Source organism: Paenibacillus chungangensis, assembly GCF_042675905.1.
Lineage (GTDB): Bacteria > Bacillota > Bacilli > Paenibacillales > Paenibacillaceae > Pristimantibacillus > Pristimantibacillus chungangensis.
The window spans coordinates 1-21,676 of sequence record NZ_JBHTJZ010000061.1 but is presented as its reverse complement, the minus strand read 5'-3'; the positions used below and the strand labels follow the sequence as shown (position 1 = coordinate 21,676).

At 51.5% G+C, this 21,676-nt stretch carries 20 protein-coding genes; 17 read left to right on the top strand and 3 right to left on the bottom strand.

Annotation, left to right across the window (positions count from 1 at the left end; all coding sequences use genetic code 11):
• Nucleotides 1-162 precede the first annotated feature (162 nt).
• On the bottom strand, nt 163-2,379 hold the full coding sequence (locus ACFQ2I_RS20060) for a S8 family peptidase (protein ID WP_377567419.1): 2,217 nt from the start codon (nt 2,377-2,379) through the stop codon (nt 163-165).
• Nucleotides 2,366-3,520, bottom strand: coding sequence for an AAA family ATPase (locus tag ACFQ2I_RS20055; RefSeq protein ID WP_377567417.1), 1,155 nt, complete (start codon nt 3,518-3,520; stop codon nt 2,366-2,368). The genes ACFQ2I_RS20060 and ACFQ2I_RS20055 overlap by 14 nt, the downstream gene beginning before the upstream one ends.
• A 934-nt stretch (nt 3,521-4,454) precedes the next feature.
• Here ACFQ2I_RS20055 and ACFQ2I_RS20050 point away from each other — a divergent pair.
• From ACFQ2I_RS20050 to ACFQ2I_RS19970, 17 genes are all read left to right on the top strand, one after another.
• Nucleotides 4,455-5,282, top strand: a complete 828-nt coding sequence (locus ACFQ2I_RS20050; RefSeq protein ID WP_377567415.1) for a ParA family protein — start codon at nt 4,455-4,457, stop codon at nt 5,280-5,282.
• Nucleotides 5,230-6,171, top strand: a complete 942-nt coding sequence (locus tag ACFQ2I_RS20045; RefSeq protein WP_377567413.1) for a ParB/RepB/Spo0J family partition protein — start codon at nt 5,230-5,232, stop codon at nt 6,169-6,171. Before ACFQ2I_RS20050 ends, ACFQ2I_RS20045 begins: the two co-directional genes overlap by 53 nt.
• A gap of 68 nt (nt 6,172-6,239) precedes the next feature.
• On the top strand, nt 6,240-6,410 hold the full coding sequence (locus ACFQ2I_RS20040) for a hypothetical protein (protein ID WP_377567411.1): 171 nt from the start codon (nt 6,240-6,242) through the stop codon (nt 6,408-6,410).
• Between the two features lie 2 nt (nt 6,411-6,412).
• A complete protein-coding gene (locus ACFQ2I_RS20035; protein ID WP_377567409.1) occupies nt 6,413-7,018 on the top strand; it encodes a hypothetical protein in 606 nt (201 codons plus the stop codon).
• Nucleotides 7,019-7,060: 42 nt separating this feature from the next.
• Entirely contained in the window at nt 7,061-8,188 is a 1,128-nt protein-coding gene (locus ACFQ2I_RS20030) for an SAF domain-containing protein (RefSeq protein ID WP_377567407.1), read from the top strand.
• Nucleotides 8,189-8,199: 11 nt separating this feature from the next.
• Nucleotides 8,200-8,907, top strand: a complete 708-nt coding sequence (locus tag ACFQ2I_RS20025; protein ID WP_377567405.1) for a hypothetical protein — start codon at nt 8,200-8,202, stop codon at nt 8,905-8,907.
• Between the two features lie 14 nt (nt 8,908-8,921).
• The gene (locus ACFQ2I_RS20020) at nt 8,922-9,755 is read left to right on the top strand and encodes a hypothetical protein (RefSeq protein ID WP_377567403.1); all 834 of its coding nucleotides are present in this window, start codon (nt 8,922-8,924) and stop codon (nt 9,753-9,755) included.
• Entirely contained in the window at nt 9,752-11,614 is a 1,863-nt protein-coding gene (locus ACFQ2I_RS20015) for an ATPase, T2SS/T4P/T4SS family (RefSeq protein ID WP_377567401.1), read from the top strand. The genes ACFQ2I_RS20020 and ACFQ2I_RS20015 overlap by 4 nt, the downstream gene beginning before the upstream one ends.
• A complete protein-coding gene (locus tag ACFQ2I_RS20010; protein WP_377567399.1) occupies nt 11,611-13,680 on the top strand; it encodes a hypothetical protein in 2,070 nt (689 codons plus the stop codon). Before ACFQ2I_RS20015 ends, ACFQ2I_RS20010 begins: the two co-directional genes overlap by 4 nt.
• 71 nt (nt 13,681-13,751) lie before the next feature.
• On the top strand, nt 13,752-14,231 hold the full coding sequence (locus ACFQ2I_RS20005) for an ABC transporter permease (protein WP_377567397.1): 480 nt from the start codon (nt 13,752-13,754) through the stop codon (nt 14,229-14,231).
• 68 nt (nt 14,232-14,299) lie between these two features.
• Nucleotides 14,300-14,692, top strand: a complete 393-nt coding sequence (locus tag ACFQ2I_RS20000) for a hypothetical protein (protein ID WP_377567395.1) — start codon at nt 14,300-14,302, stop codon at nt 14,690-14,692.
• The gene (locus ACFQ2I_RS19995; RefSeq protein WP_377567393.1) at nt 14,689-15,237 is read left to right on the top strand and encodes a hypothetical protein; all 549 of its coding nucleotides are present in this window, start codon (nt 14,689-14,691) and stop codon (nt 15,235-15,237) included. Before ACFQ2I_RS20000 ends, ACFQ2I_RS19995 begins: the two co-directional genes overlap by 4 nt.
• A complete protein-coding gene (locus tag ACFQ2I_RS19990; RefSeq protein WP_377567391.1) occupies nt 15,224-16,198 on the top strand; it encodes a hypothetical protein in 975 nt (324 codons plus the stop codon). Before ACFQ2I_RS19995 ends, ACFQ2I_RS19990 begins: the two co-directional genes overlap by 14 nt.
• A 29-nt stretch (nt 16,199-16,227) precedes the next feature.
• On the top strand, nt 16,228-17,862 hold the full coding sequence (locus ACFQ2I_RS19985) for an RCC1 domain-containing protein (protein ID WP_377567389.1): 1,635 nt from the start codon (nt 16,228-16,230) through the stop codon (nt 17,860-17,862).
• Between the two features lie 20 nt (nt 17,863-17,882).
• Nucleotides 17,883-18,920 (top strand): hypothetical protein, encoded by a 1,038-nt coding sequence (locus ACFQ2I_RS19980; protein WP_377567387.1) that lies wholly within the window; start codon nt 17,883-17,885, stop codon nt 18,918-18,920.
• A 68-nt stretch (nt 18,921-18,988) separates the two neighbouring features.
• Nucleotides 18,989-19,609: a WxL domain-containing protein gene (locus ACFQ2I_RS19975; RefSeq protein ID WP_377567385.1), complete on the top strand. Its 621-nt coding sequence runs from the start codon at nt 18,989-18,991 to the stop codon at nt 19,607-19,609.
• Between the two features lie 142 nt (nt 19,610-19,751).
• Nucleotides 19,752-20,867, top strand: a complete 1,116-nt coding sequence (locus ACFQ2I_RS19970; protein ID WP_377567383.1) for a copper amine oxidase N-terminal domain-containing protein — start codon at nt 19,752-19,754, stop codon at nt 20,865-20,867.
• A gap of 632 nt (nt 20,868-21,499) precedes the next feature.
• Here ACFQ2I_RS19970 and ACFQ2I_RS19965 read toward each other — a convergent pair.
• Nucleotides 21,500-21,661 carry an IS3 family transposase gene (locus tag ACFQ2I_RS19965; RefSeq protein WP_377567421.1) on the bottom strand — a complete coding sequence of 54 codons (162 nt, stop codon included), beginning with the start codon at nt 21,659-21,661 and terminating at the stop codon, nt 21,500-21,502.
• Nucleotides 21,662-21,676: the final 15 nt, after the last annotated feature.

Here is a 21,676-nt window from a genome sequence, read left to right as displayed (position 1 = left end):
GTAGCTGTTCCTTTGTAAACATTCCCATCGTGTTCTCCTGCCTCTCGTTGTCTACTTCTATAGTAGTCTGGTTTAGGAGTTTACACAATTTATTTTACAGTCCCTCAGTTTTACTGACTTGGCAGCCCCTTGAGTTATGTTAAGGCAACAGCAGAGAGTCGGTTAATTATCAAGTCTAATACGAATTGTATTAAGTGCTCTGTACCTGTTTAAAGCTTCTATTTCACTGTAAACATCCAACGTTCCACTAACATCTTCTATAGTGACAACAAGTGCATAGGGAACATCATCATTTTTATCGTCCCACCGTCCAAAAAGTTCGAGCCAAATTTGCCAATCACCAGAATTAAATTTGGAAAATGTTTTGCTAAACTGATGGCAAATGTCCCATTTTTGTCTGCCTTCTCGGTAATCCTGTTGAACAGGCATTAATGTGACTCCATCCGAATGACTTTTCTTTAATGAAGCCCGTATATACGCACCTAAATATTCTGTTCCTTTTGTTCTATCAACCAATGGTCTGGAAACACAGGTTACAGATACTTTTGCAACGTTACGACCTACTTGGGCTGCCAAAATTTGTGGCATGTAAATTGAGACTCTTTCTTTAGTAACTCTGTTCAAAGAGCCTGTCCTGACAAAAGTTACTTTTGACGGAGATGAGAACCTACTTTCTTCAACATTAGAAAGCCCTCTACCATACAGATTATGTGCTAGGGTAAGCTCGTCTTCTTCCATCCCGTCTTCGTCCCACAGTACAGCAGCATTGTGATAAAGCAGGGCTTTAGAAAGTAACGTGTCTCGATCCGGAATCGAATTTAATATCTCTGCATAGTCTCCTGCTACTATAGGAGCAGAAAAGCTAGTCCCTGCGTCAGCTATTAGCTTGCCGTCTTTTGATATCAGCATTGAAAGGGGATCATTAGGAACTGATGCGTCTTGACCATCAAGAACGATCGTCCCCGAATAAGCACTTAAATCTGGTTTTGAGAATCCTTTGAAACCGGGACCGCGTCGGCTATACGGTGCTATTTGGTTTCTTTCGGAAAGACTATTCTCATGGTCTGCGCCTACAATTGATCCAACAACTATAGATAGCATAGAATCCGCTGGGGCCGAGATTCTTGAATCATCATCATCAATAATATCTTCCAAACGAAATTCTGTTTTCCAAAGTGTATGGTTGCCCGCGGAGACAATAAACTGTACGCCAGTTCTTAGTTGCAAGGCATCCAATTCATAACCGACAATGCTCATCTCATCCCCTTCAATAGGTGACGTTGCATTTGCGGATAAATTGTAAATTTTCACAATATCGGAGTGTGCGTTTACCGCTGCTTGTATACGCTGTATGAAAATATTTACTGGCACACTTCCGTCAAGAATGTTGCAATCTAGGATTCTAGCTCTCGGAGTAACTATATTCGATTGCAACTGTTGGTTTAGGTACTTAAACGCTACTCGGCTTGCAACCTTAGTCCCGTGGTCTCCATCACCAGCACCAGAATTAGGAGCAATCCAATTCTGGGTAATCAAAGCAGACAGAGATTGAGGAAAACTTACACCAGAGTCCAACACAGCGACAATTGGCAGTTCATCTACGTTTACGCTGGGATCAATTTCTATACTTTCCAAGTCGATCGCGGTATTTTGTGTGGCATCTACGTTAAAAAAATCAGTTTTCTCAATCCTATAGATAGCAGAATCATTTTCAAATCGAGATAATGCAGTCGAAGGAATTATTGCACGGACAACAGGTGTTCTGTCCGATAAATAGTAAGGTGACTCTTGAAGTTCTCCTTTTGTTGCATTGATTTTTTCTAGCAACTGGGTCATTGTCGTTTGGTAAACGTGATCTTCAAGATTTGGTATCAACATCAGTTGAATATCTAAAATAACAGGGATTTGAGCAGAAGTAGCTAACTTTTGCAATTCCCTTGAATTCTTTTCAGAACCGATATAGGGCTTGAAATCTTCAATGAAATCGAAGTAAGTTTTCCCGGTTCCATTCCGTGTATACGCGTCCACTCGATTTCTCAGAGTTTGAAACTGGGTGCTTGTAGAGGTGACGATAGCACTTCTCACATTCTTTACTGCCCTTACTTTCATACCGTTAGAATCGAATAAAGTTTGTTTATCTTGAATTTTTTCACCATCGGGCAATTCAATGTTAAAAACAAGTAAATCTGAATCCCCTAATGAGTTGTCGGTTGCAACTGAATCCAAAGTATGTTTAATCTCTTTCAGGCTGTGGCTTAGTTTGGAACCATGTTCCGCGTAGGATACATTTCTCTGCGGTGGAATAGCCCTTAGCGCTTTATTCAATCGTTGTACTTCCTCATCTGGAATCCACAAGTGGCTTTTTTTATCCTTGCTCATCAATCTTCTCCTCCTTATTGAATCTGTAGCTCAAAGTAGATTTTGATATCCCTGTTATTTCTTCGAGTGTGCGCATAGATATACCGCTTTTATTCAGCTTATAGAGAGCGTGAGTATATGCATCGCTATCTTCGCTAACCAAAAGAGTAGATTGTTTAACCCAAACGTTGGCAATATCTTCTTTTGTAACATTCTTCTCTCGGTGATGCATGATACAATACTTTGCGACTGCCTGCAAAAAGGTCCCCACTTGTGCACCACTCATACCTTCTGTCAAAGTCGTTAAAAGTTTAACTTCAATTATATATCCATCAAGGGTCTCACTGATAAACTTACTTATAATGCTTTCACGCTGCTGTGTATTGGGTAATTCCAACAATATTGAAGTATCAAACCTCCTCCAAATTGCGGGGTCAAGAAGATGATGATGATTGGTGGCAGCTACCAAAAAGACGTTTGCTGGCATTGAATCCATATTTTGAAGCAGCGTCGTCACAACCCTTTTCAATTCCCCTAGTTCGTGTGCATCATCCCTCTTTTTGGCGATCGCATCAAACTCATCTAAAAACAACATGATTCGTTTGTTTTTTACAAATTCAAAAATTTTTCTAATGTTTGTTCCTGTTTGTCCCAGATATGAGGATACTAGTGCATCTAGTCTTACATAAGCAATTGGAATATCAATTTCTCCAGCAATTGCGTTTGCTGTCAAAGTCTTTCCACAACCGGGTGGACCACAGAATAATATCCGATTAGTGGGCGAGATACCTTTAGATAACAAATCAGTTGCTTGTTTTTGCTCTTCAATAATTTGATGTAATGCAGCTTTTGTTTTTTCTGGTAGTGCGACATCAGTCAACTTGACTTTAGGGTGTAAAACCTCTATAAGTTCCAGTGCGCTGTCTTTATCTTTAGGAGTTGGCAGAGCATTTTGCATAGAAAAAGTCATTTCAGATATGGGACTTGAAGAGAACGATATGCTTTTTTTATCAGATGAATAGGCATTCCTGAGAGAGTTGGACAGAGAGGCGTTTCCTTTGCGTTCCTCATCATTCGCCAAATCATCAAGGGCTTTCTTAAACGCATCCTCGCTTCCAGTGCAATGTGCTTCAATCAATTTTATTATCAAGCCTGATTTCATTTATTCTCCTCAATTCTTGGTGATGATTTGTGTATCCATTATATTATGGGGTAACGAAATTAGTCAAATTATTATTGGACACAGTTGGACAAATAGTCTTTTAATTTAAATTTTGATCTAAAAAAGTTGGACGGTTATGAACAGATGTTTTAGTTTAGTTTGATAATTAAGACATGCTTTGCGACCGATGCCAGACTATGCGAAGCAGTTGTCTTGGATAGAGTAGAAGAAGACCATACAGCCCCGAAATAAATTCCTCCAAAAAAATTTCTCAGAGTACCCGATTTTGCCCGAAAAATGAAACGGCTTATAGAGAGACAAAATCTCTCAAAACCGCCCTTTGAAAATTGAATACAAGTTTGTCCGGTACATTCCCCATGCAGCCTCGAAGGGTAGCCAGTATGCAAGCGCGCCATGACCATATTGTTCTTGCCGTCCGTTCATCATGCAGGACAAGATGAGAGCGATTTCGTGGTGCATAACGAAATGGTGGTTCCATTTACGGCGATGACCTGCATGGTGGGATCATGATACTTCCGTCTAGCCACAGTTTATCGCAATGGGGGCGGCCTGCAGCGATCCTGGAGGAAGCGTAAGCGTGCGCTTATGGAGACAGTTCACCGCTGTCCGCCGGATAAATTTTTTTATGGTTACCTATTACTCACCCATCAGTGATTACTGTAAGGGTTTGCCCGCAGGTATAAAGCCTGCATGTGTACAGACACTTGTTGTTATTCTAAGTTTCTGGTGCAACGCAGAAAGCAAGCAGCTTGACGGAAATGCTTTTGCCCGTAGATGAAAGTACCCTTTGAAGTAGAATATCCAAGAGTTCATCCTTTTTGGGTGATCTCTTTTAATATAGATAGCCTTAAAAGGCCGACGCTCGAATTCCTCGAAGCAACCGGCCTTTTCTATTGAAAGGAGACTGAACCACATGGCCAAGGTTATCGCCCTTGCCAATCAGAAAGGCGGCGTGGGCAAAACAACGACAGCGGTCAACCTCGGCATTGGGTTGGCGGCGGAAGGCAACCGGGTGCTGCTGCTGGATGCTGACGCGCAAGGGAATTTAACGGATTCGCTTGGCTTTCAAGAGCCGGACAACCTCCCGGTATCGTTGGCGACAATGCTGCAAAAATGTATGGCAGAGGAAGCCTTCGATCCACAGGAGGGTATTTTGCAGCATCACGAGGGAATTGACCTGATGCCGGGCAACATCGAATTGTCTGCCGTTGAAGTGGCGCTTGTCAATACGATGAGCCGGGAAACGATACTGCGCGGGTATGTTGATTCGGTAAAAGATAACTATGATTATATCCTGATCGACTGTATGCCAAGCATGGGGATGATGACGATTAATGCTTTGGCAGCGGCAGATAGCGTCATCATTCCTGTTCAGGCGCATTATTTGCCCGCAAAAGGAATGACACAGTTGTTACAGACAGTTGCCCGCGTTCGACGTCAGATCAATAAGAAGCTGGTAGTAGAGGGGGTGCTGCTCACTATGGTCGACAGCCGTACCAATTTTGCCAAAGATATCTCGTTCATCCTTCGCCGCGATTATGGGGACAAGCTGCGTGTGTTTCAAACAGAAATTCCTCTCTCTATCCGCGCGGCGGAAACCAGCGCACGCGGCAAAAGCATTTATGCGCACGATCCGAACGGACAAGTTGCCAAGGCATACGCTTCATTAACGAGGAAGGTGCAGGATATTGGCAGCGAAAGAAGACCGGCGCGCCAGCATAAAGCTGACCACAGTCGATGATTTGTTTACGACGGAAGAAACCCGGAGTGCGACACAGAAGGAACAGATCAAGGAAATTCCGCTGGCAGAGATCAGTGATTTCCTTGATCACCCCTTTAAAGTAAAGGCGGACGATGAAATGCTGGAGATGGCGGAGAGCGTAAAGCAATACGGGGTACTGGTTCCTGTGCTGGTACGTCCCAAAATTGATGGTGGCTTTGAAATGGTTTCCGGGCATCGGCGTAAAAAGGCGAGTGAAATGGCGGGAATGGAGTCTATTCCATGTATTATTCGTGAGTTGGATGATGATCAGGCGACCATTATTATGGTGGACAGTAACTTGCAACGGGAGCATGTGTCCCCAAGAGAAAAGGCATTTGCCTATAAAATGAAGCTAGCTGCAATCACTCGACAAGGCCGACGGTCAGATTTAACTTCCCGACAAGTTGTCGGGAAGTTGGAAAGTGCAGATATAGTAGGGCGTGAATCTGGTGAGAGTGGCAGACAGATACAACGCTATATCCGCCTGACAGAACTCATTCCTCCCATTCTTGATATGGTCGATGACAAGGAAATGGCATTTGGCCCCGCGGTTGAAATCTCTTACTTGGCCGAGAAAGAACAGCAAGCTCTGCTGGAAACGATGCAGGCCGAGGACTGTACGCCATCACTGGCGCAGGCGCAGCGTATGAAAAAGCTTAATCAGGATGGCAAGCTGAACGGTGATGTTATCTTTGCTATTTTGACAGAGGAAAAGCCCAATCAGAAGGAGAAGCTGACGATCCGTAAGGAGCGTGTTGAAAAGTTCTTTCCGCAAGAATTTACCGAGCAACAAAAGGAAGACCTGCTCGTGCAATTATTGGAAAACTGGTATCGCAGGAAACAGCGGGAACGGGAACACGAGCGTTAATTCACCCTATCGTCTCTCTCAGATGGAGAGATTTTTTTATGCCCATTTTTGCAGAAAGGAGCAGTCCGATGGATTTTACCGAAGGAAGACGGCGTCAGTATGAGCAACTAATGAAGGAAAAGCCGGGTTTCACGCAGAGCTGTCCGTCCGAGGAGGAGGAACGACCGCTTAGGAAGCAGGCACAAGGAACGGTAACCAAGCCGAAGCAGACTAATCGCAAAAGGTGTCGGGAGGATTGACGATGGAGCAGGAGAAACGAATGGCTGGCGATTATGAGGTCTATCAGGCGTTGCCCATTGGCAGGGTCGAGGTTATTTTGGGCATCGACACGACGAATAGCAAGAAGCCTTATCTGGTCTGCTATTGTGATCAGAATAATTTGTTTGGTATTGATCAGTATTATGGTGCAGAAGGATTCGAGGACTATCTGGAGGCGATGCAGGAGTTTGGCAAGCTATTGCAGTGGCAAATTGAAAAGCTTCAGATCGAGCGTTCTGCCATTCCAGAATCCATGCCCCAGATTCAAACTGACCATTGCCTCCCCATCAAAAGCGAGGATGAACTCGGTGGCAGGCTTGTCGTGATTCGACCGGAAAGGCTGCGACCGGAATTTCGCACAGCAGATCATCAATTGGTTTGGGTGACGGGGGGGTTCGGCGCATCGGGGAATTCACGCGGAAGGGCCGTTTTCGCGATGAGGCTCTATTCAGGTGATGAATGCCGCTATAATCGGGAAGACCTGCTGGGCTTCTTAAAACCGGAGCATACACCAGCATGGGCACAGGAGAAGTTGGCGCTTCATCAGGCGGAGAAGCAACAAAAGCCTAAGTCGCGGGACGCCCGCTAAACAAAACGGAATCATTTCGAATGAAGGAAGGAGTCGTTCGCGATGTCTTGGAACTATCGCAATCGCAAGGCACTCGTTATCGGTGCCATTGCGGTGAGCCTGGCGCTGCTTGTGGCGGCAGCCGTCTTTTTGCTCATGCAGCATAACGAGCAACAGCAATTGCAACAGCAGATGCAAGAAAGCTATGAGCGGCAGCTCGCGCAATTGAAGCAAGAGAAGGAATTGAACAGCCGCGAGGTATGGGTAGTAAGCCAGAATGTTGGGGCAGGCAATGAATTGACAGCCAATGATCTGCAGGCAATTCCGATGCCCGTAACCCTTGTTCCGGCGGGTATCCTTACGGATCGGGAAGCGATAATCGGCAAGCATGCCAAAGTGGAATTGGAGGCGGGAACGCCGCTGCATGCCTCTTTGTTGTACGAAGGGCAGCCGGTTCCAAAGGATGTACGGCTCAAGGAGTTTCAGGTGATTCAGCTTCCTTCCAATCTCAAGACCGAGCAGTTTATCGATGTGCGGATCGGTTTCCCGACTGGAGAGGATTTTGTTCTGCTGTCCAAAAAGCAGGTGCGGCAGTTGTCGGGCAATGTGATTTGGCTGGAATTGAACGAGATGGATTTGCTGCAAACATCCAGTGCGATCATCGACGCCTACCTGCAAGGGGCGCGGCTTTACGCATTGCCCTACATCGAGCCTGGCTTGCAGGAGGCGGCCGTTGTAAACTATCCAGCCAATCCGAAGGTGCTGGATTTGATGGAAATCGACCCGAATCTGCTTGAAACGGCAAAAACGGAATTGGCTCGAAGCCTGCGCCAAACGTTGGATGCCAATTTAAAGGCGGTCAGCGAGTCGGACAAGCTGCGGGCCTCCAGCGGCAATGTTACGTTACAGCAGCAATTGCAAAATGAACGTGCAACTACCCGGCAGGGCAATGCCATGTTTGAAGCGCAGCAGCAGTCGGGCAGTGGAACTTCGGAGACGGAGGTATCCAATAACCGACCTTCAGGAGACGGGCAACCCACGGCTTCTACGGTGCCCACGCAGGAACCACCGACTCCTTCTGCCCCGGCAGAATCAACCGTTCCTCTTTCGACTTCCAGCGGAACGGAAGCGGTGACGGAAACAGAAGCACCGTCGGGAGAGGAACGGTGGGAGGACATACTCAATCAGTAAGGGAGACGGCCATGAAAAAAATAATATTTCTCGGTTCAGCGGACAAGAGCCATGTGCTACTGGCGCTGGGGCGCTTGCTCTCGGCAATGGGGAAGAAGGTGCTGCTAGTGGATTCCACAATGGGGCAAGCTGTTCAGGGCTATTTGCCGCCCGTCTTCACCGGCAGCGCCGTGCAGGAGTTTGAGGACATAGATGTAGCCTATGGTTACATTACAGCCGCGCAACTGGATCACGCGCTGGAACAGGCAGGAACCTTGGGCGCGTACGATGTGCTGCTACTCGACACCGATCATACCCAAATGGTAACGGGACGCAATTTGCCCGACTTTGACAAGCGGGTATGGTGCTGGGACGGCAAGCGGCTGTCGCTGCAAAAAAATGAAGAGCTGCTGCTGCGCTTGTGCTTGCACGAAGCGGAAGCGCCGCTCTCTTTTTATGATTGGCTGTCTCCGGCGTTACCGGGCAGCTTGCCAGCTTGGCGGGCGGAAACACGGCTGCGCCATGTGGAGTGGCTGGAGCCTTCCTTTCATTTCCCGCTGGATGAACGCGATGCCATAGCGGATGTGCACAATCAGCATCAGCATCGTATTGACCTTCGCCGCGTCAGCGGAGCATTCCGGCAGGTGCTGCTCACAATGCTAAAACAGCTTGGAGATTGCGATGCGAAGACCGCGCGGCGCGCTTGGGCAATCGCCCAAAAGCGATGGCGAGCCTGGTAGAAGGGAGTAGAACGATGGGAATGATGGTTGTGTTTTGGAGTCCCTTCCCCGGCCAGAGCGGAACGACGGCCAGCCTGCTTGCGGCAGCGTCATGTATGGGGCTGGAATATTCGTCGCGAATGCTGCTCCTCGGCCTTTTACGAGAGGAGGATGGGGCGGTGCAGCGCGCCTTTTACACGCCGGAAAAAAATCCATCCCCCTTGCCGGATATCGGCATGGATGCGCTATTGCGGCTGCTGCAAAACCGCAAGCTGGAGGCGAGTATGCTGCGAGATTATGCGCAGCCGCTGCTCCGGGAACGGCTGGATGTGCTTCCCGGCTCGGCGAAGCCAAGCGCAGGGTTTGCAGGCATGGCAGAACGCTGGCTGGAGCCGCTTTTGGACACCGCTAGGCGCGCCTACGATTTAGTGCTGCTGGACGGCGGTAGCGGAACCGCTCCGGGCTGGCGGGAGGAGCTGCGGAATTGGGCGGATCTCCTCGTCGTTTGCCTGCCGCAAAATCGCTTGCTGCTGGAGCGCTTTTTTCAGTCGCCGGAAAGCGCGCAACTCGGCGCTCGGAAAGCAATGTTCGTGTTTGGACAGTTCGATCCGGCCTCGTCCCTAACCATTAATAACCTCCAACGCCGATTTCGTTGGCAGCAACCGGCCTTTCCGGTTGTGCACAATACGGGCTGGCTGGATGCAGTTCAACATGGTGAGGCGATTCCGTACTGGTTTCGCAATCGCAAGACCTTGCGCCAGCATGAGAACCATCGCTTTGTCAATCAGGTACGGGCGCTGGCGCATGCGCTGATCGATGGCGCGGGCATGAATCAGCCTTTGTTCGGCGGCAAGGAGGACAAGCTATGATGACGCTGTTGAACACCTTGATTGTCATTTCCTTGCTGCTCCTAGCCGTTTTCTTTCTCTATTTGCGCATGAGCCGCCGTCTGCCGGAGGGAACGAGGGAAGAAACGGCATATACGCTGGAGGCGATGACGGCATTCGTCAAAGACACGTTGCACGAAATGACAACGAGCCATCTCAGCGATTTTGGCTTGTCCGAGGAGGAGTATCGCCGCCGTAAGAGCAAGCGGGCAGAGCTAAAGAAGGCGCTTCGCGGCTGCACCTCCGGCGACTTGCGGGACAAGGAATACGTGAAGCAAGTGATCGCCGATTTGCTGATGCAGCAATACGTATTGGATGATGCGCACCTGAATCTGCTGCTGCCATTTCATCAACCCGACTCGCTCACCGCCCAGGATCAGTTCGACATCCTGCTGGATCGTTACAAGCAGCAATTCGGGCTGCGGGCGCTGGAGCAGATGCTTCAGGCATATGAGCTGGATCGGAAACGCTTCGATGAGGACGGGCAGCTTGAGGCTTACCGGATTTCGAGGGCAGAGATTCGGGACATCTACGCCAAGGAATCGCCCTCCTTGCAGACCGAAGACAAGCTTCGCATTGTCGTGCAGCGAATCTATCAGCACTACAAGGGCTTTAGCGTCATCGACGAGCTGCGCGATATGCGGATCGATGGTGTGTCCGGGGGCGTATCTGGGCTGCCGCCACTGATGTGGGAGGGCGAATGGGCGCTGGAGGACGAGTTGCAGTGGCAGGTGCTTCCTCGTTCGCATGATAGCGTCTGGCTGTTTTACAAGGGCAAGTCCATTCATTTGAGCTTCCTGTCGTTTGGCTCGGAGCAGGAGCTGCGCCGTGTCTGCCAAATCATCTATAAGCACAATTTTCCCGGCCAACTATCCGAAGCAAATGGCTATAAGGTCAATGAAATGGGCGATGGTTCCCGCGTCGTCGTATTGCGCCCCCGGTTTTCAGAATCGTGTGCTTTTTTTGTGCGCAAATTTGATGTGCAGAGCGCTACGCTAGAGCAACTGATTCAGGACGAAAACGCGGAATTGCCGATTGGGCTCATCCGCTATCTGGTAGCAGGCGCACGTATTACGGCGATCACTGGCGCACAAGGCAGTGGCAAGACAACCCTGCTAATGGCGATGGTGCGCCATATTCCAGCAGTGCTGCCAATTCGGGTGCAGGAAATGAGCTTCGAGCTGCAATTGCGCAAGATTTACCCGAACCGCAACATCATCAGCCTGCGTGAGACGGAAACGATTACCGGCCAGCAAGGGCTGGACATTCAGAAGAAGACGGATGGCTCTGTAAACATTTTGGGCGAGGTAGCGACCGACCCGGTTGCGGCCTGGATGGTGCAGATGGCGCAAGTTGCATCCCTATTTACACTGTTTACCCATCACGCTAAAACGTTCCGCGATTTGGTGCTGTCGCTGCGCAATTCGTTGCTTAAAACCGGCGTGTTCAGTAGTGAGCGCGTTGCGGAGCAGCAGGTCGTCAGCGTGGTCAATTTTGATATTCACCTGCGCCGTGACTTGGATGGTAGGCGTTATATCGAACGGATTACGGAATGTGTGCCGGAGCCACAGGAAGCAGATTATCCGGCTGATTTTTCCGGCAAAATGACCAAGGATGTGCGGCTGGCCGCATTTATGGAAACGGTGCTGGAGTTTTTTCGGCGCTCGACAGATCGCCCGCTGTATACCGCGCGGAATCTGATTGAGTACCGCGACGGACAGTATGTTGCCGTTCATCCGTTGTCCGAGCAAAGCCGTCAGGACATGGCGACCTACTTGAGCGGCCCGGATCAAGCGGTTTTCGATGCCTTTCTGGACAGCCATTGGGGGGAAGCACCATGATTCGAGAATGGCTTTCTCCACTGCTCGGCATTTCGATGGTTCTTTTCTTGCTGGCAGTTGCGGCGTTCCTATGGCTATCCCGCCGCGATTCAGACATTGCTGCCATTCGGCGTTACGAAACGCTGCGTAAGCCGGGACAAGCATCGCGCAGGCAAGCGATGTACAGTTTTCTGCAACAGTTGTACAGCGTGTGCGAGCAGGTGCCGATCCTGCGCGCCTATTTGCATCACCTGCGCAAACGTCTCCTGATCGTTCGGCTTGGCGACGAGTGGAAGCTGCGGCTGGAGACGATGAAATCAGCCTTGTGGGTATGGAGTCTTCTGCTATTAATCGTCATTCCGCTTGCTGTCATGGTACGCGATCTGTTTACCTGGGGCATGCTGCTGCTCGGTCTATGGGTAGGGCATGGCGTGTTGGCGGACATGGGCGTGCAACGACTGGAGCTACGCCTGCTCCGGCAGCTTCGCACTTTTTTTGGCGATATCCGCCATCACTACCATCGGCATGGCATGGTCGAGGAAGCGATTTACGAAGCGGCAGACGGTGCGCCCTATGAAATGGCGCTTCATGGGCAGGAGCTGCACGAGATGCTGACGGACAGCGACGCGGAGGACAAGCTGGCACAATACGTGGAGCTGGCTCCCAACCGCTATTTGCAGGGAATGGCCGGATTGTCTTATCTCATTAAAGAGCATGGTGACCGAAAAACGGAAAACGGCTCGATTTACCTGAAAGGGCTGGAAAAGCTGTTAGGCGAGCTGAATCTGGAGCTGCTGCGGCGAGAGAAGCTTAGCTATTTGCTGCAAGGGCTGACGGTGATTGCGCTAGTACCATTGCTCTTTACCCGTCCGATTGAGGCATGGGCAAGCCACTTCTTTCCCTCGATGGACGCCTTCTACGCCGGGGCGTTCGGCTGGTTGGCGAAGCTGATCCTGCTCGTCGTCGTATGGCTGTCTTATGTGCTGCTCCGCGCGTTGGCGGAGTTGGATGGTGGCGCTCGGCATACGAGCCGTACTCGTTGGGAAAAGCGCGTGTACGGCTGGCCATGGGTGCGTTGGATCGTCCAGCGGCTGGAGCCGGCTCCCGATTCGCGGGAAGCGGAGCGGGTGACTCGGCTGCTCAAGGATACGGCTTCACCGCTGCGGCTGGAATGGTTTTATGTGCAGCGCCTGGCCGCGGGCGCGTTGGCTTTTGCTGCCGTGCTAGGGCTGTTCGTGTCCATGCATGCAGCGGAGCGGCATCAACTGCTCTATGCGCCAGTCAAGCCGGGGATGCTGTTTGGGCAGTTGTCGGTCGAGGATGAAGCCAAGGCACAGGAAGCTGCGGCACTGGATCGTCGGATTCTGGAACAAGTAAAGGAGGTGAGGCCGCGCAACGAACGCATCATTATGAATCTGCTACGACAGCAGGCTGGTGGCACAGAACAAGAGGAGCAGCTTCGGTTAACCGCGCGGCGGGTAATGGAGAAGCTTGTGCAACTGGAGCAGCCATGGCTGCTGTGGTGGGAGGTGTTTCTGGCTCTCGCAGCTGGCTGGGGCGGGTATGCGCTGCCCGTCGGTATTAGGTTGTTTGAGCGGCGGATGCGGCGGATGGAAATGAAGCACGAGGTCGATCAACTGCAAGCGGTGATCGCCATGCTGGCTGGGATGGAGCGCATGTCAGTAGAACAACTGCTGATCTGGATGGAACAGTTTGCCCGTGTTTTCAAGGAGCCGTTGCAGGTGTGCTTGCTCCACTTTGAGCAAGGCGAGGAGCAGGCGTTGGCGCAGCTCAAGGAGGATGCGCCGTTTCTGCCGTTTGTACGGACGGTGGAGAAGCTGGAGCTGGCTTCGCAACATTTGACGATTCGCCAGGCGTTTGACGATCTCGAAGCAGAGCAGGCGTTTGCGCGGGAGCAGCGCAAGCAGGAGTATGAGCAGTTGATTGAGCAAAAGGCAGGCTGGGGGCGCTGGATTGGCTTTACCCCCTTGATGACGCTAATCTTCGGGTATTTGGTTATCCCGCTTATCGTCGTCAGCCTGCAGCAAATGACCGCTTACTATGAGCAGCTCCAACGTATTCAGTAAAAGGCACAATGATCCTTCCTTTTCTTCACGGGGAAGGCTTTTTGTAGATCCCATTATAAGGAGCGAATTCAATGTCCAATGCACAAAAAGCACTGGTGATGGCAGCGGGGATTTTCCTCGCAATTGCCCTCATTACCCTGGCTGTGGTCTTGTTTGTTTCAGCCCAGGATTCCACCAAAGCAGCGCAAAGCAATTTCAGCAATATTCAAACCGAGCTGTCGCAAACGGCCTTTACTGTGTATGACAATACAACCCTTTCGGGTAGCCAGGTTGTCAATGCGCTGCGCAAGTTCCGCGATGCCGATCAATTCGGCATTCAGATTTACACCGGTAAAAATCCGGCTGGACAATGGTATGGCAAAACGATTAATACAAGCGTGCCGATGGACAACGTGACCTACGGTACGGTCGTGGGTGTAGCTACGGGCTTGATCGCGCAAACCGTAGATGAGGCGGACATCAACTACGTGAGTCCGAGCGGCAAGTTCCGCGCAAATCTGGTGCTGGACAGCAGCAATGTGATTCGGGGCATTGTGTTCCGGCAGCAGTAAGACCGAAAGAAGGGGTGGAAGCGTCCGGGGGGAGCCCCGGCGCTTTCGTCTGAAGGGAGGAACCGCGGGTGGATTACGCCCCGAGAACGATGATGGAGATGAGTGTCGCATTTTTGGCGTTTTTGATGGCTGTGGGAACGGGGCTGCTGCTGTTTCAAAACGGGGCTTCGTTGAACGCGTTGGCTTACGTCTCAGGCCAAGCCCAGGATCGTAGCCTGCATCAGACCGCAAGCCCTGTAGCTGGCGACGGCACAATGAGCGGCACGGATGTGCTTCATGCACTGGCACGGCTGGAGGAGGGCGATGCGGAAATGATTGTTGACGGTGTGAGGTACGCAGCACCGTTAGAACGGGAGCAGCTTCGCGCTATGAGCATTCCTTTGCAGGCGAAATATGTGCCTGATAATGAACGTGACGCGGATGGGCATTTGCTACGGCTGTTGTTGAGGCGTGTGCCATGAATACGCTGGTCAAGCTGTTCGCGGTGCTGATTGCGCTTCTGCTGCTTTACCTGTATCCCCTCTCCGCCGCCTTTGACCAGCAGGACGATATTTCCGAGCTGATTGCGCTGCGGGCGACGACCTCGTTTGTGGATGCGGTGCGCAACAAAGGCGGCATTACGCCTGTGATGTACAACGACTTTATGGCCGCGCTGGAGGCAACCGGTAACAGCTTTGTCGTTGAAATGGAGCATGGCAGCAAGACCTATGTACCGGTTTACGAAGACCCGACTCGGCCGGAAACATTCCATGGCACTTATGAAATTCATTTTGATGCCTACTACAACGCACAAATTATGCCGGTGCTGTTCCCCGATAATACGCTGGCCAAGGACGATTTCAGCCGCCGCTACCGCATGCGGGAGGGCGACAGCTTTTCGGTTACGGTACGCAATACGAACCGGACGGCAGGGACGCTGATCTTTGACATGCTGAACAACACGATTAGCCCGAATGAAAAGATCGTTATTCCTTACGGGAGGATGGTACGCCATGCGATGGATTGAGTGGGCCATTGTCGGCGCGCTGTTGTTCCTCCCGTTTGCGACAATCAACCGTATTGAGACGGATGCGCTGCGCCGGACGCTGCTAACCGAGCTGCGTTACGATGCGGCGCTGGATGCGGCGGTGGACGATGCGGCAAGCCAGTTGATCGGTAATGCCAGCCAGCAACGAGAAGCGCAGTATGGCTCGGACAAACGAATTGCGCTTAATAAGGAAGACGCTGTTGCGGCGTTCTACCGAACGCTTGATGCGGGCTTCGGTGTTACAGGTGATCCCGTGGCTCAAGGCACACTGCAACGTTACATTCCGGCAATTGTGATTGTCGGATATGACGGCTTCTACGTCTACAGTGAGCAGGAATGGACGGGCACGGACGGAAAAATGATCATGAAGCCCGTTTGGGGAACAAAGAAGCCATATGCCTATTCGGACGCGGCGGGAAACAGCCTGTCGTTTACGCTGGATCAGGAGGTGCTGGCCTACGATGCGACGAGTGGAAGCTGGCAAGAGGGGCTACGGCAGGACATTCGGCAGAAAACGTCGATTCCGCTTCTGCAGGATGCCGAACAATTTGAGCGGACAAGGCGCAGCACGATTGTCGGGGCGATTCAGGACGAGCTGGCCTATCGGATCAACCAATACAACGACACGGTCTCTCGGGATGGGTTTTCTTACGTGTTCACCTTGCCGTTGATTCCGGATGAGGACTGGAGCAACAGCATCGACGACGTAGGCGTCCTAGCATTTCTACAAGGCATTCCGATTGGCGCTAGGCAGTACAACAGCTACGCGCTTGGCGGGAGCCGGGTGCTAAAGCAGGAGGCTATTATCGGCGCTCGCAAGGGAGAAATGAAGGTGTACTACCGCAGCTCCTGCGGCTATGGCTACCCGCGTGAAGAAGTGTTTGTCAGCGAACAGGCAGCAGCACGCAAGGGATACATGCCGCTGCCCTGCTCACCATAGCTCGTGTTCAAGAAAGGAGGCAGTCGGATGTGTATATCCGTGTATTAATCGGAATCATGCTGTGGCTTGCCGTCCATAATCCTGTCGTACAGGCAGCCGGGCCGGTCTATGTTCAGGCTTGCGGTGGCAACGAGTTTACCATGGCGTTGAAATCGGATGGGACGGTGTGGTCATGGGGCAGCAACCAACAAAGGCAGTTGGGATACGATTCCAGCAGCGCTGCCGTTTCGTTCCCTACCCGGATTCAATCCCTGCATCAGATTAAGGACATCGCTTGCGGCTCTACCTCAGGCTACGCACTGGAAGATGATGGCTCGGTATGGTCGTGGGGACGAGGCGCGGAGGGGCAGCTTGGCCTTGGTGACTCCCAACAAAGAGATGAGCCAACACTGCTTTCACTGACCGATGTGACACAGGTGGAGGCTGGTGTCCATTTTGCATTCTTTGTACGCGAGGACGGGACGTTATGGGCGGTTGGTGACAATCAGCAGGGACAGCTTGGCGATGGGACAAGCGTGGGCAAAAGCTCCCCGGTGCAAGTATTGGGACTGTCTGCAGTTCGAAGCGTAGCGGCAGGTGGCGCGCATAGTGTGGCTGTTACGACGAACGGACATGTGTATGCTTGGGGAAGCAACAGCTACGGTGGCATTGGCAATGGCGGTGCTGGCCCTCCAGTGACGACTCCTTACTGGCACAGCACCTTGGCGAATATCGTCAGCGTATCGGCAGGAAGTGATTCCTCCTTTGCGATGGAAGATAACGGTCAGGTCTGGTGCTGGGGTGTAAATACGTATGGGCAGTTGGGATTTGGCGATACCGTCAGGCGATACGAGCCTACGCTGTTCTCTGCGTTGACGAACGCAGCCTCTATTCATGCCAGCGGAGATTACACACATGCGCGGCTGTCGAATGGAGAGTTATGGGGCTGGGGCTCGAATTGGGGCGGCAAGCTGGGAGACGGGACCGGCACGGATCGGCATTCACCAGTACAAACGCAGATTGAAGGAGTACAGTTTGTAGGCGGTACGAAGTCCAACTTTGTATTGGCGGGAAGAACGAACGATTTGCTGTATAGCTGGGGCAATGGAACGGGGGCAGTGCTTGGCTATGGTGGAGGTTCACGTGCTCTGCCCGGCTTGGTGACGGGTACAATGGCAGCCGCCAAAGGAACGGCTACGTTTTCGCCGGTAGTTCTGCCATCCACGCTTCACAGCTTGGCAACGTTACCCATCACGGTTTCCGACTTGCGCGGCTATAACGCGGGATGGATGTTGGGCGTATCTGCTTCCCCCTTCTACTGGTCTGGACTTGATCCGACAACGGGAAGCAGCAGTATGATCGCAAGCTTCCCGGCTTCCACCCTGACGTTAAACGGCGCATCGCCGATTACCGTGCTACAAGGAATGGAGATTGACGCCGTTCACGGCCCCAAGTACCTGCCGGGACAAATATTGGGGTCCACCTCCGTTCCGATTATCCAGGCCGATGCCGGATACGGCACCGGGAAGTATGAGACGACCTTGTCTTTGGCGCTGACAGTGCCGATGACTGTGCAGGTATTGCAGGCTTCGCCTGTCTCAGCCTATACGCCGGGTGACACCATTGGGTTGTTGGCCGGCACGTATACATGTACGCTCACCTTCACACTCACGAGCGGAATTTGAACCAAAGGAGTGAATAAACGATGTGGATTCGACTGTTGCTGCTGGCAACGGTTTTTTGGGTTGGAACGGGGTTTTCCGCCCCGACGGAGGGACAGCAATTGATCGTGAGCGGCAATCCACAGCTCATCCATCCGCAACTCGGCGCCTACGTCGAGAAAATTGTCCCCGGTGCGGAGCGAGAGTACGCGGTGGAGGTCAGCAATCCGACGGAGCATGAAATCACCGCCCTACTCTATATGGCGGAGGCCATTCCGGCGCTTGGCGGCGGCAAGGATTTTACGTTACCGGATGATCCGGATCTCGGGGCGGCGGCTTGGTTTACGACACCGGATCGCACCATCACGTTGCGTGCGGGGGAAACACAACACTTTAGCGTAAAGCTACGCTTCCCGGCTCTCGTACAGCCGGGGCAGTATATCGCGGTTATCGGCGTGTATGACAATCAGGATCAGGCCGTGGAGGTGACGGACGACGCGCTGGCGCGGTTTGTGACACATATCGTCCGCAAAACCGGCCTGCAGGTCGTTCTCAACTATAAGCTGGACGAAGCGAAGCCGCCTCAGGCGATTCCGCATTCGATCACGTATGGACAGGAGAATGAAAAAGCGTTCCTCTCCATTTTGCTAATGAATGAGGGCGGCAGCTTGTCCAAGCCGGAGATGAAGGTGCTGGTCAAAAAGCTAGAGGAGGACAAGCCAGTGCTGCAATTGGCAACCCACTTTGACTCCATCTACGCGGGGACAGTGGCGCAGCACCGAGCTGAGCTGAGTCGGCCGCTGGCTCCAGGGTCGTATGTGGCGGAGGTTTCCACGACCGTCAACGGGTATACGGTGCAAAGGGTGCTGACCTTCGAGGTAGAAGGGGAGGAAGAACGGACACGTTGGGGGACGGCGTCCTCGGGTGAGGTGGTGCAGGTGGCGGAGGACGGTTCCCCGTTGCCCTCGGCTTGGTTTGGGCTGCATCGCCTCTACCTATATATCGGACTGTTGCTGCTACTTGCGATTGTCACATGGCTTCGAAAGCGTAATGACAAGCGACGTGACAAGGAGCCGCATTAAAACCCCATGCTGCGCCCAGGCACAGCGTGTTCATATAGATTAAATCATTTGTAAAGGAGAAATAATCCATGTTCAACTTCATTCGCAAGCTACTTCCCCTTGCCCTGGTAACGGCGCTTTTACTGCCTGCCGCTGCCCATGCCGAAACGGTATCCATCATCGCAGGGACGAATCAATCGTCGCAGACGGCCATTTCCTTTAGCGCCGTGATGCTGGACGTAACCGCCAATCAGATCTCAACGGCCTCCAATGGGATAACCGTTCGAGATAGCCGCGGTAGCGGTGCAGGCTGGTCGGTTTCCGTTTCGTCCACCGATTTTGTGAGCAGCTCCTTGCCTGACCCGACAACCTCGGGAACGTATACCGTCAAAATTCCGGCTAGCGCTGTTTCTGTCATTGTCGGTACACCGGTTATTTCCTTGAGCGGCCAATCCGTCGATCCGACCCATGGGCCGCTGGCCTATAACGGCACGCTGTCTGCCACGCCGCTCAAGCTGATCCAGGCGGCGCCGGGTTACGGCATGGGCGAGTATACGGCAGGCATCTCTTACTCGCTGGCAGTGCCGAAAACCGTTACGGTTGCTTCGGTAAGCAGCGGCTCCAGCAAGTATGAGGTGAATGATGTGGTCGGCACGGTAGCGACTACCTATACGGCGACGTTGACCTTCACCCTCGGCTCGGGTGTGTAAGCAAGGCACGGCTCCCATTTCTTCATTAAGAATGGGAGCCGCTTTTCCCATTTGTAAGGTAGACAGGCTCCAGCGGTATCCCCTATCATGAAGACAAGAAAGTTTTTCCATACGAACCATTCTGATTTAAGGAGTGAAGCGATTGAAAAAACGAATATTGCTGGTCCTTATCATGGCCGTGCTGGTGAATGGGTTTGCTCTTACTGCGAGTGCGGCGTCCAAGCCGCCAACGTTTGTCACGGTGGTGATGGACGGCATGAAGCTGTGGTTTCCCGATGCACAGGCGTTCATCGACGAGAACCAGCGAACGTTGGTGCCGGTGCGGTTTGTCGCGGAGGCGCTCGGCGCAAAGGTAGGTTGGGAAGCGGAGAGCAGGTCGGTTCCGATTCAGAAGGATACACAAAGCATCCGCTTGACCATTGGCAGCAATATCGCAACGGTCAATGACGAAGAAGTGGCCTTTGATACCCAAGCAGTAATGCAAGGCGGCCGCACCTTTGTTCCGTTGCGATTTGTCAGCGAAATCCTTGGCGTGGCGGTGGAGTGGGACAGTAAAACGAATACGGTTTTTTTGACCTCAACGGAACAACTGAATGGCAAGACCGATCCGTGGGGCAGGTTGATTCGCACGACCAATCTCCCGAAAAATGCAGCGGATTATCCGTATATTCTGGCGGATGTTCCGAACGCGATGTATGAAATGGTGTATCCTTATCATCATGAGGAAAGATACAAGGTGGCCGCTACTGTTGCAGGCCAAGCAGAATATAGTAAGCAAAACAAGGATATTTGGATGACCCGTATTAAGACGTTTGGGAGTCTCTGGCTGAATGTGGATTATCGGACAATTGACGATTCGTGGGCACAAGCACTTTTCGCGACCAAGATGCAGAACTCGGATGGAGAGCTGCGGCGCATTCGTGAATATGTGAGTTGGGTGAAAGAAAATCATATTCGTATTGAAGGCTACCTTGATCCCGAACCAAGCATGAGCTTCTATGATGGTTTTGGCTCCGATCATATTCGCGCACATTTCAGGGTACGCTTTGTTGATTATGATAAATCGGAACGTCTGCTATATGATCAATGGTTCCCGAACGATCTCCGATTTGAAAAAGGAGCATGGTATGAAGGGTATACTGACATTCAGATGAGTACCAATGTTGGTGGGGATTGGGGTAGCACATTAAAAGTCTCTCCAACAGCCAGTCTTTTCTCCAACTATATGTTTGTGAAGGCGGCTGAAAAAGATGAATAGGACGAGAAAATTCACACGATTGGTATGCACGCTTATGGCGTGCATTTTTTTAGTGCGCCCAGCATGGGCGCTATCTCTAGGGTTCAAGTCCCGAATGGTGAAGGCAGTAGTAGCCATTAGCTTAAGACAAGGGTGTCCACCGTGAGGTGGAATCTGAAGGAAGTCGGCGGCAAATCTCCGGTCTGAGGAACACGAACCTCATACAAGGCTAACAATCGTTGGATGAGCTTGCTAAACAAAGCAAAGTCCTTACTGCCGAAGGCGAATGGGAGTAAATGAGGCAGATAGATGGAGAGGAAGATAGCGTTCTTACCTGGGGAGGTCTGTGCGGTAGGCGAAGTAACTTCGTAACCCTGCTTGTGAAAGCAGGCTGAACGTACAGAAGTCAGCAGACGCCGTAGTACGCAAGTTGTTGCAACAGCTTGCGGAAGGGCTGAACATGAAATAGGAATTGAATATCTTGGCGTTCAAGGATGGGCATTGAAGGCAGACAATCCACGAGGACTTGCTCCGAGGAGGATGCGGTGAATCCGCAGGGGACTTGGAGAGGGCGGAGTTCATCCATGGCACAAAGAGAGAAATCAATTCACGAGAGGGAGTTTGGACCTCTGTCAAGATAGTAGACACAAATTTTAGTGATTCACCGTATTGAAGTGATATTGTTGTTCAAAATCAGTAGGCGTACAATACCCAATTGACGAATGGATGCGCTCGTTGTTGTAAAAGACCTCAATGTACTCAAAGATGCTTTTCTCGGCTTCGGAACGGGTTGCATACTTGTTCAAGTAGATCAGTTCTTTTTTGATGAT

Excerpts from the sequence above, each read along its gene's own strand:
- ACFQ2I_RS20010 (WP_377567399.1), top strand. The coding sequence starts at position 11,611 with ATGATTCGAGAATGGCTTTCTCCACTGCTCGGCATTTCGATGGTTCTT.
- ACFQ2I_RS19995 (WP_377567393.1), top strand. The coding sequence starts at position 14,689 with ATGAATACGCTGGTCAAGCTGTTCGCGGTGCTGATTGCGCTTCTGCTG.
- ACFQ2I_RS19975 (WP_377567385.1), top strand. The coding sequence starts at position 18,989 with ATGTTCAACTTCATTCGCAAGCTACTTCCCCTTGCCCTGGTAACGGCG.
- ACFQ2I_RS20060 (WP_377567419.1), bottom strand. The coding sequence starts at position 2,379 with ATGAGCAAGGATAAAAAAAGCCACTTGTGGATTCCAGATGAGGAAGTA.
- ACFQ2I_RS19980 (WP_377567387.1), top strand. The coding sequence starts at position 17,883 with ATGTGGATTCGACTGTTGCTGCTGGCAACGGTTTTTTGGGTTGGAACG.
- ACFQ2I_RS19990 (WP_377567391.1), top strand. The coding sequence starts at position 15,224 with ATGCGATGGATTGAGTGGGCCATTGTCGGCGCGCTGTTGTTCCTCCCG.
- ACFQ2I_RS20035 (WP_377567409.1), top strand. The coding sequence starts at position 6,413 with ATGGAGCAGGAGAAACGAATGGCTGGCGATTATGAGGTCTATCAGGCG.
- ACFQ2I_RS20015 (WP_377567401.1), top strand. The coding sequence starts at position 9,752 with ATGATGACGCTGTTGAACACCTTGATTGTCATTTCCTTGCTGCTCCTA.
- ACFQ2I_RS20020 (WP_377567403.1), top strand. The coding sequence starts at position 8,922 with ATGGGAATGATGGTTGTGTTTTGGAGTCCCTTCCCCGGCCAGAGCGGA.
- ACFQ2I_RS20055 (WP_377567417.1), bottom strand. The coding sequence starts at position 3,520 with ATGAAATCAGGCTTGATAATAAAATTGATTGAAGCACATTGCACTGGA.
- ACFQ2I_RS20030 (WP_377567407.1), top strand. The coding sequence starts at position 7,061 with ATGTCTTGGAACTATCGCAATCGCAAGGCACTCGTTATCGGTGCCATT.
- ACFQ2I_RS20025 (WP_377567405.1), top strand. The coding sequence starts at position 8,200 with ATGAAAAAAATAATATTTCTCGGTTCAGCGGACAAGAGCCATGTGCTA.
- ACFQ2I_RS20040 (WP_377567411.1), top strand. The coding sequence starts at position 6,240 with ATGGATTTTACCGAAGGAAGACGGCGTCAGTATGAGCAACTAATGAAG.
- ACFQ2I_RS20050 (WP_377567415.1), top strand. The coding sequence starts at position 4,455 with ATGGCCAAGGTTATCGCCCTTGCCAATCAGAAAGGCGGCGTGGGCAAA.
- ACFQ2I_RS20005 (WP_377567397.1), top strand. The coding sequence starts at position 13,752 with ATGTCCAATGCACAAAAAGCACTGGTGATGGCAGCGGGGATTTTCCTC.